General features: G+C 46.4%; 13 protein-coding genes and 1 CRISPR repeat array (1 of these 14 running past the window's edge). Of the genes, 8 read left to right on the forward strand and 5 right to left on the reverse strand.

The genetic code is table 11. The annotated features are described in order from the left end of the window. Positions 1 to 1,256: direct repeats of the CRISPR family, unit length 36 nt; unit sequence GTTTCAATCCCCGTGAGGGGAAGTGGTAAGTCAAAG (it extends 573 nt beyond the left edge of the window). A 475-nt stretch (positions 1,257 to 1,731) separates the two neighbouring features. Together cas1 (QUA80_RS02095) and QUA80_RS02100 are read right to left on the reverse strand one after the other, a co-directional pair. Then, a complete protein-coding gene (gene cas1 / locus QUA80_RS02095; RefSeq protein WP_333420949.1) occupies positions 1,732 to 3,741 on the reverse strand; it encodes a CRISPR-associated endonuclease Cas1 in 2,010 nt (669 codons plus the stop codon). Positions 3,742 to 4,367: 626 nt separating this feature from the next. After that, complete coding sequence (locus QUA80_RS02100; protein WP_333420951.1) at positions 4,368 to 5,267, reverse strand: hypothetical protein; 900 nt, start codon at positions 5,265 to 5,267, stop codon at positions 4,368 to 4,370. A 191-nt stretch (positions 5,268 to 5,458) separates the two neighbouring features. On the opposite strand from QUA80_RS02100, the gene cas1 (QUA80_RS02105) reads away from it, so the two are divergent. The 5 genes from cas1 (QUA80_RS02105) (at position 5,459) to QUA80_RS02125 (ending at position 8,172) form a co-directional block, all read left to right on the forward strand. Next, positions 5,459 to 6,469 carry a CRISPR-associated endonuclease Cas1 gene (cas1, locus tag QUA80_RS02105; RefSeq protein ID WP_333420953.1) on the forward strand — a complete coding sequence of 337 codons (1,011 nt, stop codon included), beginning with the start codon at positions 5,459 to 5,461 and terminating at the stop codon, positions 6,467 to 6,469. Positions 6,470 to 6,664: 195 nt separating this feature from the next. Beyond that, positions 6,665 to 6,943 (forward strand): CRISPR-associated endonuclease Cas2, encoded by a 279-nt coding sequence (gene cas2, locus QUA80_RS02110; RefSeq protein ID WP_333420955.1) that lies wholly within the window; start codon positions 6,665 to 6,667, stop codon positions 6,941 to 6,943. A gap of 380 nt (positions 6,944 to 7,323) precedes the next feature. Then, the gene (locus QUA80_RS02115; RefSeq protein WP_333420957.1) at positions 7,324 to 7,626 is read left to right on the forward strand and encodes a helix-turn-helix domain-containing protein; all 303 of its coding nucleotides are present in this window, start codon (positions 7,324 to 7,326) and stop codon (positions 7,624 to 7,626) included. 81 nt (positions 7,627 to 7,707) lie between these two features. Continuing rightward, a complete protein-coding gene (locus tag QUA80_RS02120) occupies positions 7,708 to 7,902 on the forward strand; it encodes a hypothetical protein (protein ID WP_333420959.1) in 195 nt (64 codons plus the stop codon). A 33-nt stretch (positions 7,903 to 7,935) separates the two neighbouring features. Further along, positions 7,936 to 8,172, forward strand: coding sequence for a hypothetical protein (locus tag QUA80_RS02125; RefSeq protein WP_333420961.1), 237 nt, complete (start codon positions 7,936 to 7,938; stop codon positions 8,170 to 8,172). Here QUA80_RS02125 and QUA80_RS02130 read toward each other — a convergent pair. Both QUA80_RS02130 and QUA80_RS02135 read right to left on the reverse strand, forming a co-directional pair. Continuing rightward, positions 8,165 to 8,374 (reverse strand): acetyltransferase, encoded by a 210-nt coding sequence (locus QUA80_RS02130; RefSeq protein WP_333420963.1) that lies wholly within the window; start codon positions 8,372 to 8,374, stop codon positions 8,165 to 8,167. The two genes, QUA80_RS02125 and QUA80_RS02130, sit on opposite strands and share 8 nt — an antisense overlap. 24 nt (positions 8,375 to 8,398) lie before the next feature. Further along, positions 8,399 to 9,565: a zinc-dependent alcohol dehydrogenase gene (locus QUA80_RS02135; protein WP_333420965.1), complete on the reverse strand. Its 1,167-nt coding sequence runs from the start codon at positions 9,563 to 9,565 to the stop codon at positions 8,399 to 8,401. Positions 9,566 to 10,388: 823 nt separating this feature from the next. Between QUA80_RS02135 and mutS the strand changes: the two genes are divergently transcribed. From mutS to QUA80_RS02150, 3 genes are all read left to right on the forward strand, one after another. After that, positions 10,389 to 13,016: a DNA mismatch repair protein MutS gene (gene mutS / locus QUA80_RS02140; RefSeq protein ID WP_333420999.1), complete on the forward strand. Its 2,628-nt coding sequence runs from the start codon at positions 10,389 to 10,391 to the stop codon at positions 13,014 to 13,016. Positions 13,017 to 13,157: 141 nt separating this feature from the next. Continuing rightward, a complete protein-coding gene (locus QUA80_RS02145; RefSeq protein ID WP_333420967.1) occupies positions 13,158 to 14,384 on the forward strand; it encodes an AAA family ATPase in 1,227 nt (408 codons plus the stop codon). Beyond that, entirely contained in the window at positions 14,378 to 15,100 is a 723-nt protein-coding gene (locus QUA80_RS02150; RefSeq protein WP_333420969.1) for a DUF4276 family protein, read from the forward strand. The genes QUA80_RS02145 and QUA80_RS02150 overlap by 7 nt, the downstream gene beginning before the upstream one ends. Positions 15,101 to 15,126: 26 nt before the next feature. Here the strand turns inward: QUA80_RS02150 and QUA80_RS02155 are convergent, their stop codons facing one another. Further along, on the reverse strand, positions 15,127 to 15,837 hold the full coding sequence (locus tag QUA80_RS02155; RefSeq protein ID WP_333420971.1) for a hypothetical protein: 711 nt from the start codon (positions 15,835 to 15,837) through the stop codon (positions 15,127 to 15,129). Between the last annotated feature and the right edge of the window lie 19 nt (positions 15,838 to 15,856).

Raw genomic sequence — 15,856 nt, forward strand, 5'->3', positions numbered from 1 at the left:
GGCGAGCGTTTCAATCCCCGTGAGGGGAAGTGGTAAGTCAAAGTAAATAGGATAGTCAAGCGAGAGGCTGGAAGTATTTGTTTCAATCCCCGTGAGGGGAAGTGGTAAGTCAAAGAAGTCATCTTAACCGGACCGATGGCGGTTTGGTCTTGTTTCAATCCCCGTGAGGGGAAGTGGTAAGTCAAAGTATCCCTTGGGCTGGAGGTACACTTCCTCCACTCTAGTTTCAATCCCCGTGAGGGGAAGTGGTAAGTCAAAGGTAATTTCAACGACGGGGGTCGCCGCGACCCCGAGTTTCAATCCCCGTGAGGGGAAGTGGTAAGTCAAAGGGGTAATAAGTCTCGGAGAAACGATCCTCGAGAAGTTTCAATCCCCGTGAGGGGAAGTGGTAAGTCAAAGATTACTTCGGCGACATGGGACCCTACGACCAAAAGTTTCAATCCCCGTGAGGGGAAGTGGTAAGTCAAAGCTTTGTTTGCTTCTGTTATCATTCCTGGTGCTGGTTTCAATCCCCGTGAGGGGAAGTGGTAAGTCAAAGCACACGAAGACGAAGAAGACAGGAACAACTCCAACGGTTTCAATCCCCGTGAGGGGAAGTGGTAAGTCAAAGCCTGCCACCAAAAAGTTGAGTGTCATCTATGAAGGTTTCAATCCCCGTGAGGGGAAGTGGTAAGTCAAAGTCATGCGGTCCGTGCGGCCAAAGAAGGAAATTTTATATAGTTTCAATCCCCGTGAGGGGAAGTGGTAAGTCAAAGCTTCTTTATTTGTCGGTCCCGGCGACGATGACGATGAAGTTTCAATCCCCGTGAGGGGAAGTGGTAAGTCAAAGGAGAGCCCAATACAACGGCCAAGAGATTGCCATTTTGTTTCAATCCCCGTGAGGGGAAGTGGTAAGTCAAAGCAGTGCCAAAGATTCTGACGAAGGCAAGATGGGTCGGTTTCAATCCCCGTGAGGGGAAGTGGTAAGTCAAAGCCAAAGCTGGTGGTGGTTACTACAATCCTAATGTGTTTCAATCCCCGTGAGGGGAAGTGGTAAGTCAAAGTTATCTGCGACGCAGTCAACTCGGGTGCTCGAAAAGAGTTTCAATCCCCGTGAGGGGAAGTGGTAAGTCAAAGTCCAAAGGCAACAACAACACCCAAATGCTTAGCGTGTTTCAATCCCCGTGAGGGGAAGTGGTAAGTCAAAGCGCCCACACTAAAGGAAGAGATGGAGATGAAAAGTTTCAATCCCCGTGAGGGGAAGTGGTAAGTCAAAGACCCTTACCTCAAAACCCTTGTCGAATCAGGGATGTAAATAGCCAAAATTGCTACCCCCCTTTTCGATCGCCAACAATCTAAATTTATTCAAAACTACGGCTCTCTTAACAAGCCTCAAACCCTTACAGCGTAAGCGACCCGCTAGGGTCAACCACAGAATAGGGGTTTGGGCAATTCGGCGACCCTAGCAAATCCGGCTTTTGCAAGACCGGAAACTGAAACTTAGCTGGGTGGCCGTAACACGAAAAATATTAATTTGTCAAGGTTCAGGTTGAACTTGATTTTAAGCACACAAACAACATACCCGACTCCTCGATCGCTGTCAAGCACCGCAGAAAAAAAAAAGCCGCTGTCATCGATATCAGCGGCTCAAACTCGATTTCTTAGTCTCTTAGAGAGGGACTTTGTATGTGCAAACGCGGTTTCAACCGCCGAGTGACTCAGATTTGGTACTCAGATTTGGTACAAAACCCATCATTGATCCCACTTCATCGGTCGATAAACCTCTTGTTCCCCAGTCAAACAAGCGATATATTCCCAAACCTGCAACTCCAGACAGCGGTAATAATTCACCTTGTATCCCGTATGCGGGTGCGTCACCTTAGTTTGCAGCTTCTCATTCCAGCGGTTGAGGTATTTTTTCAACGCATCCGGGAACAGATAAACCCCACCCCGTCCGTCCGGCGGCGTGAAATCCTCCAAAGTCAAAATCCTGGAATTCACCAAATAAGCCACCAAAGAATCCACCACCGGCGCGCGAAACTCCTCAATCAAATCCGAAATCAAAGCCGGATGATTCTTGCGGGGAACGTGCAAGTTGCCGAAGTGCGGGTGCAACCCCACCGCCTGCACCAGAGAAAAAATATTTTGGTGCAGCAGCGTGTAACCGAGACTCATCATACTGTTAACCGGGTCAGTCGGAGGGCGGCGAGTCCGCTTTTCAAACACGAACGGTTCGCTCAGCAAACTCCCGAATGCCTGAAAATAAACGTGTGCTCCCTGTCCTTCATAACCGAACAGCACCTCTACAGACTCAGTAGCCGGCACCTTAGTCATCAACTCAGCCAAATCAGCAATCGCCTTCACAACCTCATCTTTGCGGTGGTGCTTGCGGCGGTTCAACCGCATCAGCAAAATCCGGGAATTGTGCAGCTTAGCCGCCACAATACTTTGAGCTTGCCGCAGCACGAATTCCGGGTTTTGAGACAGCAAAACTTGCTTCGCCAAATACTCAACTTCCGCCATCCCCTCAGCTTCCAAGCGGCCGAAATAGCGCCCTTGGTGAGAGAGAAACATCACCGGAATTCGCCGCTGCAACGCCAAACTCACCGCACCGTGAGACAAATTGCAGCAGCCAAATAAAACAATGTGGCTGACTCGGTTAACGGGAACGGAACAGCGGAGTTCGCCTTCATAAAGAACTTGAAACTGCTGGTGGTGCACTTTCACGTAAGCACCTTGGTCGGTAACATATAAAGTAGTCATCGATTCGCTCCAGAAATGTTCGGAGGGCGGGCACGGGGGCACCGCCCCTACGGGGGGTCGGTGAGTTTTGACAATGCTGCAACTGCGCGGCGCTTTGGAAGGCGGCAAAGTGCTCTGTTTCGGAAGTTGCGGAAACGAGGGTTTTTTTCGCACGGGCGCGATAACTCGACCAGCGTTAAACTGATAGCCGAGAAAAGTAAACTCCTCGTGCGGCGCGATAATCCGAGTTTTTTCCGGGTGGAGGCCCAGATAAATATCAGCCAGCCAGCGATCAATTAAATTGAGCACCCGCGTAGCTTCCAACAGCCCCCCGACAGCCACAGCAAAATCGTCGCCGTACCGGATTAAATGGATGCCGGCAGTTTGGCAAAGCAGGTCAAATTCAGTCAGGTAAAGGTTAGCCAGAACACCGGACAGAATGTTGCCTTGAACAACTCCTTTACCCGGATTGAAATAGCGGCCGGAAATCACGATGCCCGCTTTGAGTTGCTGTTCGACTAACTGAACTTGTACCGGTGCAATTTGCAGCCGTTCCAAATCGGTTAACAGCAGCGGCCAGCAGAGATTGTCAAAGAACTTTTCGATATCGGCCTTGACAATCCAAGTCGGTTGTGCTGTGTAAATTTCCGACAAATGGGCGACGGCCATACCTGCGGAATAACCGGGCCGATAAGCGTAGCAAGTGTCGCTGAAAACCTCATCGAGCACCGGATAGAGGGATTGAAGCAGGAGGCGCTGTACGATACGATCGCGCACGGTAGAAATGCCGATCGATCGGTGTCCGCCGCTTTTTTTAGGAATGTGAAATCCTTTAGCCGGCTTGGGAAAATAGCGCGAGTGCATCAAATCTCGAAACAGCAAATGCAACTGTTCTTCAGCAGCCTGCGCGAACAACTCGCAAGTCAAACCGTCAATTCCAGCCGCATTGCTGCGAGTGCGAACAAGCTGCCAAGCAGCCAGCAAATGCCAGTAGGAAAAATCCACATTAAAAACCCCCATCAGTGGATTACTCTTTCCATCTTGCTGGGGGTTAAGTTTGTTCTTGAGTGCGTTTCTGAGAGTGTTTGAATTGTGTGGGCGAGTTGTACCAAAAATACCGTAAGGGCGGGTTCACCAATAGCTTTAAAACATAGCCAAAGACTAAAAAACCCGCCCCCACCCGGCGCGAAAATCATTAAACCTGTAGGGGCGGGTTCACCAATAGCTTTGAAACATAGCCAAAGACTAAAAAACCCGCCCCCACCCAACAAATAATCCAGATCGACCTTGATTTATAGCGGTTCTCAAAAAAGTGAGGTACGTAGTTGGGCTTTAGCCCTCTTAGTTATTGTGGTTATATAATCTATCAATCATACCTCATCTTTTTGAGAAAGGCTATATATTCAATCGGAACAATCGGCGCGGCGATCGATCTTTGGGTGGGGGCGGGTTTTGCAGATTGTGCTTTGTCGGCCGGTGTTTTTGGTGAACCCGCCCCTACCACAATCATCCAGATCGACCTTGATTTCTATTCAATCGGAACAATCGGCGCGGCGATTTTTCGTTGGGTGGGGGCGGGTTTTGCAGATTGTGCTTTGTTGGCCGGTGTTTTTGGTGAACCCGCCCCTACAAGTCGATCGCAGAAATTAACTCGAATACAAAATCGGGTCAACATCAATCACCACCGGCTGCAGATCCCCGGCCGGCACGGGATTTCCTTCCCAGTCCCGCTGCGAATCCATGTACTGCATTCGGCGTTTTGGGGGAATGCAAGCCATACCCAAAGCCACACTCATCATTTTTGTGCCGCCGGTAATATCGGCAACTATCACCTCATCTTTGTATCCCGAATCGCGGAAAATTTTCTCCGCCAGCCGCCACAATCCCTGATAATCGTAATCTCTGACTGATAATCCCTCCGAGTTAATATCAAGGGTTTTTCCGTAGAGAAACCGCAGGTATTGACTGAGAATTAGTGCCGAGTCTTCGGAACCTTTAACTTTAACTTTACCTTTGTCCGTCTCGTAGCTTTCGGTGCTGATCAGCCAAATATCTCGCAGTTTTCCCTGTTTTTCATGAAATTCTACAGCTTTGATTTGGGGAAAAAGATTGGAATTCAACAAGTCTAGCCGATCGAAATCTGCTTGAGTCAGTTTGCCGATCTCGCCGTTGATGACAGCATCAATCAAAGGGGCGATCGTCTCTGGATTTTTCAGTGCTTGATTGTGGGGCGAATAGCGACTCAGTAACAGGATCAAGCCTTTAGCTCCTGTAGGCGCTTCTTTGTCCACGGAGATTGCTAAATCGCTGTACAACCTTTGAGCGCGGGCTTTGGCGCGGGCGCGATCGACCCGCCACCAGATAAAACCGACAACTGCTACACACAAAGCTCCGAATATAGTACCCGGTATACTGCTGCCCGCTGCCGCTGTTAGCAAGCTAATCGACACTGTTACTACTACAAATCCTGCAAATTCAGGAGCAGTTCGAGGGGCGATAATATTTTCAATGGCTAATTTTTCTTTGGATGGAGGGAGTAAGCTCATAATTTTTGGGAAATTGGACGAGAGATGAAATACACCCAATTTATCAAGACGAGTACCGATCGCACGTAAAGCGCTTTCGTACTGGGGCAGGAACTAACTTACCCCCCTGCAAATATGGATTCTAACGACAGCAAAAGGTCAAATTTGTCCACCTTTGAGCTGTTGGTGTTTCACTTCTTGCCAAAGAATCCATGATTACACTATACGCTACTGAGCCCGGTTCGATCGTGCATTTAGATGGCTCTCACTTTCAAGTCTTTTTCCTCGAAAAACTCTGCTGCAAAGTGGCGGCAGTCAAAGTCAAACAAATCATCTTGTTTGACTGGTGCGACATCACTGCGCCGGCGATTAAATGCGCGATCGCCCGCAGCATTCCGGTAGGATTCATTGCCGACGGCGGGCGCTATGTCGCGCGCTTGCACGATGGGGGGAAATGCCTGCATTTAAGCCGTCAAAAACAGTGTTTTGGCGATGCTGAATTTCAACTGGCGATCGTCGAAAGTTTGCTGCGAGCAAAACTGCACAACTCCCGCGTTTTGCTAATGCAATTAAACAGCCGCCGCAACTGCAAAATTGTTGGCAAAGCCATTGACAGTCTCGCTTATTTGCTGGAAGCGTTGCCCGCAGTCACTACCAGGAAAGGCTTCTGGCAATTTGAAGCAGCATCCGCCCGGATTTATTTTCAAGCCCTCAGCTACCTGTTGCCCGCAGCGTTCAATTTCCAAGGGCGATCGGCTGATTTAGCGGGCGATCGAATCAACAGCCTGCTGAATCTAGGTTACGCCTTATTGAGCCAAAACCTGTACGCCTGCGTGCAAAAATTCGGGCTGAATCCAGACTTCGGCAACTTGCACCATACCTGCTTTAATCACACACCTTTAGTCTGCGATTTAATGGAGCAATTCCGCGCGCCGATCGTGGAAGCATTAGTAGCAGATTTAGTCAATCAAAATTGCATAAAAATCGGAGATTTTTTACCGCCCGACGAACGGGGAGGACTGTATTTGCATCCCCAAGCGCTGCAAGAGTTCTTATTGCATTGGGAAACCAAGTTGCAGAGTTTCGCCACGCATTTATATGCCGGACAAGTCAGTTACCGTCACTGTTTGGAATTGCAAGTCAAAGAATATCTTGCTTGCGTGAAAGGAGAACAGGATGTTTATCGTTCCCTGCTGTGTCAAGAGGCGATCGCACGTTTGTAGTAAGGACGGATATCATGTCCGATCGATTAACCATAATATCCCGGTCGGGGCGGGTTTTTGAGATGGGAGATTGTTGGCAGGTATTTTTGGTGAGGGGAGCCCCTACGAAAATCGCGGTCGATCGACCGGACATGATATGAAGTCCTTCAACCAAATTTATAAGGAGTTTAGTCCTCACTACTAACAGGTTGAGTAATGTTTTACCTAATTTGCTACGACATCGCAGACGACAGGCGGCGAACGAAAGTTTCAAAGCTTTTAGAAGCTTTCGGAATGCGCGTGCAGAAATCAGTTTTTGAAGCAGTGCTGAATCAAAGCCAGTACGATAAGCTGCAAAAAAAACTGTCCAATCTGCTCGACGAAAAACAAGATCAACTGCGTTTTTATCCTTTACCTGCCAACAGCCGCTACCAGGTCAAGATATTAGGAACTGAGCCGGAATTTGCGATCGACGATTCTGTTTTTATCGTCTAACGGTCTATCCCCGCCGTAGGGAGACGGCAATGCCGTGTCCCTACTATCGGCCGAATGAAAACAATCGGTAAAGGGGCAAGATTTCATGTCATGTCGAACCCCAAAATTTCAGCTTGCTTTCACCAAACAAGTCACCAAAAAACTGAGTTTTCTTCCCCTCCCAGCCCGAAAGCAATACGAAAAAGCTTTCAAATTATTAGAAACAGAAGGGCCTAGCTACAGAAGTTTGAGAACCCACCGATACAAGCAAAAAACCGGAGATATTTGGGGGTCTTCAGCTTCAATGGCGTTGAGGTTTTACTGGGACTATACGGCAGAGAGAGAGATTTTGGTAACTAATCTGACTTCCCATTAATTTTGCAAAAATAGGGAAAATTTCGATGGCGAATACCCCGCGAAAAATTGAAGAGCGAGAACTGCGGTTAATTGCTCTTTACTGTCAGTGCCGATTAGGGATGACTCCTCAGAAATTCTACGGGAAATGGGATGTGACTTACGAGCAAATGGCGGAAATTTGCGGCCGATCGATCTCGACTGTTAAAGGGTGGTTTAAAAAAGACCGCCACTACCGGCGCCCTACTCCTGCTGACTTGCGAAATTTAGCTTTGATGGATTTTTTGCTAGAGCATTTTGAGGAAATAGGCGATAGCCTGTGGAACTTGATATGTCACCCAGAGCAATAAGTCAAGAGCATTTTGACCTGTTTTTACTCAAAAGTTCCAACTAAAAAAGCAAATAACTCAATGTTCGATCGGGAGAATGTCATGACGTATTTGGAAAAGTTGCACCCTTGGTGTATAGTGCGTTTGCTGCCGAATATGCAGCGGATTGTTGTGGGAAGGTTTCGCCGTCGAAACGATGCGATCGCCCACTGTCAAGCTTTGCAAAAGTTAGTTCCCCACGCGGCTTACACGATTATTTTTGATGTCGGTCAGCCGCAGGTAGAAAACAAAAAGTAGCAGGTAAAATTAATACCAAATCCTGCTTAAATATTGCCCTTTTTTCTTAGTCCGCGCAGGCGGACTTCGTTTGACAAGAAGCGGTTTCAACCGCCGATTGATATCATGTCCGATCGATCTACCACGATCGAAGGCCGGGGCGGGTTTACAGGATTTCTCCAAACTATTACAGATATGGGTGAACCCGCCCCTACAGGAATTACGATCGATTCACGCCTACACGATCTGACTTTTCGGTTGTCAAAGGGCGATCGAAGCCATCTCAATTAGTTTTATAATTTTCCTCAGTCCAGCAACGCGGCAAAACTTCGCCGGAGGGAAAAACTAATTTACCCTTCGGAAAATTCGCTGGTTCTTGCTCTTCTTCACCTGCTTGATTTCGTCCTAATACCTCATTTTTTGCAGGGCTGATTAAAGCATCTACATCGAGGATTTCTACCAAATCACCTGATTCTTTTTCTTGTAAAAGCATAGTTTTTCCGTGAATAAATGCGAGTTAGGGTTTGAGGACAACTTTGATGCAGTTGTCTTTTTTCTGTTTGAAAATCTGGTAAGCGTGGGGCGCTTCATCCAATTTCATGCGGTGCGTAATAACGAATGACGGGTCAATTTCGCCTTTTTGAACGCGATCGAGCAAAGGCCGCAAATAGCGGTGAACGTGCGTCTGTCCCATTTTCATGGTCAAGCCTTTGTTGAAAGCTGCACCTAGGGGCACTTTGTCTACGAAGCCGCCGTAAACGCCGGGAATTGAGACTGTGCCGCCCTTCCGACACGCGAGGATCGCTTGTCGCAGGGCCGTAGGCCGATCGCTCTCCAACCGCACGGTTTGCTTGGCTTTGTCGTACAAAGCGTCGAGACCGGTGCCGTGGGCTTCCATCCCCACCGCGTCGATGCAAGAGTCGGGCCCGCGTCCCCCCGTCATTTCGGTGACGGCTTCCCCGGCGTCCATTTCTTCGTAATTGATGATTTCAGCTTTGGCGGAGGCCGCCATTTGCAAGCGTTCCGGTACGCGGTCGATCGCAATTACTCGATCGGCCCCCAGCATAAACGCGCTTCTGATCGCAAATTGTCCGACCGGCCCGCATCCCCAAACTGCTACAGTATCCCCCGGTCCAATGTCGCAGTTTTCGGCCGCCATGTAACCGGTAGGAAAGATATCGGTGAGGAACAATACTTGTTCGTCAGAAAGTCCGTCGGGAATTTTTAAAGGGCCGACATCTGCAAACGGAACCCGCGCGTATTCTGCTTGACCTCCTGCATAACCGCCCGTTAAATGCGAGTAGCCAAACAGTCCCGCCGGCGAATGACCGAACATTTTTTCAGCCAGCCCAGCATTGGGGTTGGAGTTGTCGCACAGCGACCACAAATCGCGGTTGCAAAAGAAGCAACTGCCGCAAGAAATAGTAAAAGGAATGACGACGCGATCGCCCTTTTTTAAGTTCTTGACTTGGCTGCCGAGTTCGACTACTTCCCCCATGAATTCGTGCCCCATGATGTCGCCAGATTGCATGGTGGGGATGTAGCCGTTATAAAGGTGCAAATCAGAGCCGCAGATTGCTGTAGACGTGATTTTAACTATCGCATCGCGCGGGTTGATAATTGTTGGGTCTGGTACATTATCAACTCGCACATCATTTGCTCCGTGCCAGCAAAGAGCTTTCATTATTTTTTTCCCTCTAGTTAACTACTAGCTAGTAGATTTTTGATGGTAAATCTTAAACTTACTGCGCTGATAAATTACTGACTTGGATAATTTTTAATTTAACCCGATAAAATTTATTTTCTCTCTACCGTAGGTATAATTCATAAATCTATCTTCCGGCTGTTTTCAATAACAAAAATGTAAAGTTTATCCTCCAAATAAAGTGCGCGAGATTTCACATTCTTCTGTTAAGCCCCAACATTTATAGCAACCGCGCCCGACGGTTAGAATGTTCTTAATTGCTGAAACCGTTGCGGAAGATTGCTTCTGACTTCTCTTCCAGATAACTAAAGCCTTCTGACTTCTCTTTTAGATAACTAAAGCCTTTTTCCTTTTTCCTTTTTCCTTCTTCTTTCTTCCTTCAACATCTGCTATAACAGCTAACAACTACATAGCTGAGATTGTTTTTGTCGATCGGCGATCGCTCCCTTCTCACAATCAATAAACTTTCCGCATTTTGCCTCACTATAGCCGCTATTTTCGCTCACTTGAGATAAAAACCGACCGAAAACTTCTCATAGACCTCTTGCAAAAATAATTAGGACGGGCTCTTCGGCCCATCAATTGATGAAAAGGATTTTTGCAAGAGGTCTCATGTAAAAGCGGGTTTATCAATTATTAAGCAGGGTGCGTGACTTTTGTATAGCTCAACACTTCACCCCAATCAGGAGAATCCTGCACCCTGCTTAAGGAGGATTAATCGTCAAATATTGTATATTAGTTATCGCTAAAAGCCGAGCTTGCGCTAAAGTTGTTAAAGATTAAAATTTATCGATCGCCTTTTATGCCTTACACTGCATCTACCCCAACAGATCCGAATCAACCCAACATCCGCAATGCCGACCACCGCCTACTAGAATTCACCAAGCTGACGCCGATGATGCAGCGGTATGTGGAAGTGAAAGAACAGTATCCCCACGCACTTTTATTGTTTCGAGTCGGAGATTTTTTTGAGTGTTTTTTCCAAGATGCAGTTACTATTTCGCAGGAATTAGAACTTGTTTGTACTAGCAAAGAAAGCGGCAAAGAAATTGGCAGAGTGCCGATGACAGGAGTGCCGCACCACGCCCTCGACCGCTACACCTCAATGTTAGTAGAAAAAGGCTATGCCGTGGTAGTTTGCGACCAAGTTGAAGATGCCTCGATTGCTGCTAGAGAAGGTCGTCAAGTCAAGCGAGAAATTACCCGGATTCTCACTCCCGGAACTTTGACTGATGACGGAATGCTCAAACCCAGACAAAATAATTTTTTAGCAGCAGTCGTCATTGCTGGGGAACATTGGGGATTGGCTTATACTGATATTTCTACGGGAGAATTCGTCACTACCCAAGCAGACAGTTTAGAACAATTAACCTTAGAATTATTGCGCTTGCAACCTTCGGAAGTCTTGGTACCGACTAATGCGCCGGATTTGGTGACTATGTTGAGACCCGGAGAGAAATCCGAGCATTTGCCCGATTGTTTGCCGAATTCGTTTTGCTATTCTTTGCGATCGCAAATTCCGTTTACTTTGCCCGAAGCAAAACAGAGAATCCTGCAAAAGTTCAAAGTACGATCGCTCGAAGGCATGGGATGCGGACACCTTTCCCTCGCAGTGCGCGCCGCCGGCGGTTTGCTGCAATATATCGAAGAAACTCAAAAGGAAAAAGCAGTTTCTTTGCAAAGATTGCACACTTACACTCTCACCGATTTTCTCATACTCGACTACCAAACCCGCCGCAATCTCGAAATTACTCAAACAGTGAGAGATGGGGTTTTTCACGGTTCGCTGCTGTGGGCAATAGACAAAACCAGCACCGCAATGGGAGGCCGCGCTTTGCGCCGCTGGGTGCTGCAACCTCTGCTCAACATTAAAGGTATTTGCGCCCGACACGACACGATTCAAGAATTAGTAGAAAATAACGCCCTACGCCAAGATTTGCAGCAGTTGCTGCGCCAAATTTACGACATCGAAAGACTGACAGGCCGCGCCGGTTCGGGAACAGCTAGCGCGCGGGATTTGGTCGCTTTAGCTGATTCTCTCTCGAAACTGCCGGCATTAGCCTCGATCGCAGCCCAAGGGCGATCGCCCTATTTGAAAGCGCTGCAAAATGTACCGCCAATTTTAGAAGAATTATCAACTAAAATTCACGCTCATTTAGTTGATGAACCGCCGATTCATTTAAAAGAAGGAGGTTTGATTCGATCTGGAATCAATCCCATGCTAGATGAAATGCGCCAAACTGCATCAGCAGACCAAGAATGGATTGCAAATTTAGAAGCTACTGAGAGGAAACGCACCGGAATTTCTAATTTAAAAGTTGGCTACAATAAAGCTTTCGGCTATTACATCAGCATTACTAAATCGAAAGTAGACCAAGTGCCGAAGGACTACACCCGCAAGCAAACTCTCACCAATGAAGAACGCTACAGCACTGAAGAATTAAAAGAAAGGGAAGTGCGAATTCTGACAGCGCGGGAAGATTTAAATCAATTGGAATACGATATTTTTGCTAAAGTGCGATCGGAGGTAGGAGAACACGCCGAAATTATTCGCAACGTTTCCCGCGCCGTGGCGGCGGTCGATGTTTTGTGCGGTTTAGCAGAAGTAGCAGTTTACCAGAATTACTGCCGCCCGACTATGACAGAAAGTCGGGAAATTAAAATTATTGAAGGTTGTCACCCTGTGGTGGAAAAGTCTTTGCCGCCGGGATTTTTTGTACCTAATTCGGCTTTTTTGGGTCGGGAAGCATCGCTAAACCGCCCAGATTTAATTATTTTAACCGGCCCGAATGCTAGCGGGAAAAGCTGCTACTTGCGGCAGGTGGGTTTGATCCAGTTAATGGCGCAGATGGGCAGTTTTGTGCCGGCGAAAGCTGCGAGTTTGGGAATTTGCGATCGTATTTTTACCCGCGTCGGCGCAGTAGATGATTTGGCAACCGGTCAATCTACCTTTATGGTGGAAATGAACGAAACTGCAAATATTCTCAATCACGCGACGCCGCAATCATTAGTTTTGTTAGATGAAATTGGCAGGGGAACGGCGACCTTTGACGGACTTTCGATTGCTTGGTCTGTGGCAGAATATTTAGCAAGCGAGATTCGGGCGCGGACAATTTTTGCGACTCACTATCACGAGTTAAATGAGTTAGCTTCTATTTTAGATAATGTCGCAAATTATCAGGTGACAGTGAAAGAATTGCCGGATCAAATCGTATTTTTGCACCAAGTTCAGCCGGGAGGTGCTGACAAATCTTACGGAATTGAAGCGGGCAGATTAGCTGGTTTACCGCCGTCGGTGATTGACCGGGCGAGACAAGTGATGAAGCAGATTGAGAAACATAGCAAAATTGCGATCGGGCTGCGGAAAGGTGTTAAAAAAGATGGTAAAAAAGAGTCGGAGGGCCAACAGTTAGATATTTTTGAGGATTGAAATGATCGAATTGCGCTCCGAATCCAAGACTTAGCTATCAACTGTATTTTAAGGTCAGTAATCTGGGCATTGCTGACCTTAAAATTACGAAAGTGTGATACTATTTTTGAAGATATCAAAAGCTTTACATAGGAGAATGAGATGGAAGGCAAAAGATTTATCCGAACTCTTCGCTTAAAAAATTTTCTATCCTACGGAAGTGAAGGAGAGGAAATAGAACTTCAACCCCTGAATGTGTTAATTGGCCCCAACGCATCTGGTAAGTCCAACTTGATCGATGCCGTGGGCATTTTACAGTCTACACCCAATGATATAAATACTCCATTTCGGCAAGGAGGCGGTATTGGCGAGTGGCTTTGGAAAGGTGAAAACAATTCCAACAATATTCCGACAGCTACAATCGAGGCAACCGTAGATTACCCTGAAGAACCTATCCCCTTACGCTATCAAATCTCTTTCACGATGGTAGGTCAAAAACTAGAAATTGTAGATGAAGCTGTAGAAAATGAAGAAAAATTTGGTTCAAGTTATAAAGATGTATATTTTTTCTACCGCTATCAAAATGGCAATCCAGTCTTAAATATTAGAAAGGTCTCAGAAGAGGGAACAAGTACATACACTAATAGGGGCGAACGCCATCTTCGCCGTGACGAGATAAATCCTTCTCAATCAGTTTTGTCCCAAAAACAAGACAAAGATTTTTACCCTGAATTAGCCTACTTAAACAATCAGTTTTCCAAGATCCGTATTTATCGGGAATGGAATTTAGGCAGGTACACGCCACCAAGAAAGCCCCAACCATCTGATCTACCAAATGACTTCCTTGAAGAAGATGCAAGTAACCTTGCTCATGTTTTGCTCGATTTAGATTTCCAAGGTATTAAACCTTTACTAATCGAGCAGTTGCAAAAGTTCTACGAGGCAGTAGGTGACATCACAGCTAGACTTGAAGGAAGTACAATACAAACATTTCTCAGGGATAAAAAATTCAAGAGAGCAATTCCTGCTACCCGTTTATCAGATGGTACCCTTCGTTATTTGTGCTTGCTGACTTTACTTTGCCACCCAAGTCCACCGCCCCTGATTTGTATTGAAGAACCCGAATTAGGGTTGCATCCAGATATCTTACCGACTGTTGCTGAATTGCTAATTGCGGCATCTAAAAGAACTCAAATAATTGTTACTACTCATTCTGATGCTTTAGTTTCTGGTTTGAGTGAAGTTCCCGAATCCGTCTTAGTTTGCGAACAGAATAACACAGGCAGTCACTTGCGCCGTCTAGATCCTCAGCAACTTAAAAAGTGGCTGGAAAAGTACACTCTAGGAGATTTGTGGCGGATGGGACACATCGGAGGAAACCGATGGTAAGGGAGATTCGTATTTATATTGAAGGCATTGGAGATGAAAGTGAAGATGAAAGTACAACAGAAAATATACCTCCAAAACGTCCGGGATTTAGGAGTAAAATTCCGGCTGGAAAAGAGACAACAGCGGGGCTCCGAGCGGGTTTTGTTCATTTCTTCAAAGAACTCTACGAGCTCGCAGAGAGCAAAGGCATAAAAATCCTGTCAATCATGTCTGGATCTCGCCGCGATGCTTGCGAAGATTTCCTAATGAGTGTGGAATCTTATCCAGATGCTTTTAATGTTTTGCTTGTTGATTCTGAATCTCCTGTTTCGGAAACTCACACACCTTGGGAGCATTTAAGGAGCCGAAAAGATGACCAACCTTGGATTTTGGCGACCCAGGGGCGTGATGATGACTGTTGCCACTTAATGGTACAAACTATGGAGGCTTGGTTTATTGCTGATATTGATGCTTTAAGCAAGTTTTATAATGGCGGATTTAAAGAAGATTATCTTCACAAAAGGCTGGAAAATCAAAGTGTGGAGAAAGTTTCCAAATACAACCTGAGTCAGTGGCTGAAATCAGCCACTAATAAAACCTCTAAAGGTAAATATCACAAAACACGACACGCTCCCAAACTGTTAGAACTTTTAGATGTTGACAAGGTACGCAAGGCTTCTCCTAGTTGCGATCGCCTTTTCACAACAATAATTACCAAAATCCTAGAAGAGACATAAATAGATTGCGTGTATGTAAGTCCTATTTACTTGCCATTGTGTAACTTTCTTACCTCTTTGTGCACGCTCATCCCAATTTCAAAAGCCTCATTTAGCAACCGCCCGTATTCAGTCGCCCGATCGCTCACATCCATCGCCATCAAGGCAGCCAAATTATTTTCAATATTAGCAAATAACTCGTAACGGCGGCCGATAAATTGCTGATTTTCCCTGAGAATCCTCTCGGTTTTCAAAGCACACACTAAACTTTCTCTAGTGATTTTTAACGCCTCAATTGCATCTGCTCGGTTAATTAAATTGGCTTGTAAATTGCCAGCAGCCGTTAGGCGATCGATAATATCTAAAGCCTGAATCACCTCATGATACTTCTCAACTTCATCCAGCAGACCCGCCAGAGTTGCCAGAGGCTTTGCCTTAACCCATTTATAGACATTCCAAGCCACAGTAATCACCAGCGACAAACCCAAAGTTATTTGTAAAACCCGGACAAATATCTCAGCATCGCTAAATGAACCAACATTATGTTTATTGACCAGTAAAGCAACCGGCAGCGAAACAACTAAGGTCAAGCAAAATATCAGCAACTCATTCAACAAAATAGAAAACAGCTTTTTCCCATTTCGCAATGCAGCAGATCGGTAAAAATCCGCGGCAAAACCGTCGCTCAAAGCTATTCCGCTCAAATCCTCCAACTCCTTCTCAGGAATTTTTAACTCATCCAAATCCGCTTGTATCACTCTTTAAAATCTCCTTCAA

It is taken from the genome of Microcoleus sp. F4-D5 (assembly GCF_036704885.1).
GTDB lineage: Bacteria > Cyanobacteriota > Cyanobacteriia > Cyanobacteriales > Microcoleaceae > Microcoleus.

Excerpts from the sequence above, each read along its gene's own strand:
- QUA80_RS02100 (WP_333420951.1), bottom strand. The coding sequence starts at position 5,267 with ATGAGCTTACTCCCTCCATCCAAAGAAAAATTAGCCATTGAAAATATT.
- QUA80_RS02145 (WP_333420967.1), top strand. The coding sequence starts at position 13,158 with ATGGAAGGCAAAAGATTTATCCGAACTCTTCGCTTAAAAAATTTTCTA.
- QUA80_RS02130 (WP_333420963.1), bottom strand. The coding sequence starts at position 8,374 with ATGCTTTTACAAGAAAAAGAATCAGGTGATTTGGTAGAAATCCTCGAT.
- QUA80_RS02150 (WP_333420969.1), top strand. The coding sequence starts at position 14,378 with ATGGTAAGGGAGATTCGTATTTATATTGAAGGCATTGGAGATGAAAGT.
- QUA80_RS02120 (WP_333420959.1), top strand. The coding sequence starts at position 7,708 with ATGACGTATTTGGAAAAGTTGCACCCTTGGTGTATAGTGCGTTTGCTG.
- cas1 (WP_333420949.1), bottom strand. The coding sequence starts at position 3,741 with ATGGGGGTTTTTAATGTGGATTTTTCCTACTGGCATTTGCTGGCTGCT.
- QUA80_RS02115 (WP_333420957.1), top strand. The coding sequence starts at position 7,324 with ATGGCGAATACCCCGCGAAAAATTGAAGAGCGAGAACTGCGGTTAATT.
- cas2 (WP_333420955.1), top strand. The coding sequence starts at position 6,665 with ATGTTTTACCTAATTTGCTACGACATCGCAGACGACAGGCGGCGAACG.
- mutS (WP_333420999.1), top strand. The coding sequence starts at position 10,389 with ATGCCTTACACTGCATCTACCCCAACAGATCCGAATCAACCCAACATC.
- cas1 (WP_333420953.1), top strand. The coding sequence starts at position 5,459 with ATGATTACACTATACGCTACTGAGCCCGGTTCGATCGTGCATTTAGAT.
- QUA80_RS02135 (WP_333420965.1), bottom strand. The coding sequence starts at position 9,565 with ATGAAAGCTCTTTGCTGGCACGGAGCAAATGATGTGCGAGTTGATAAT.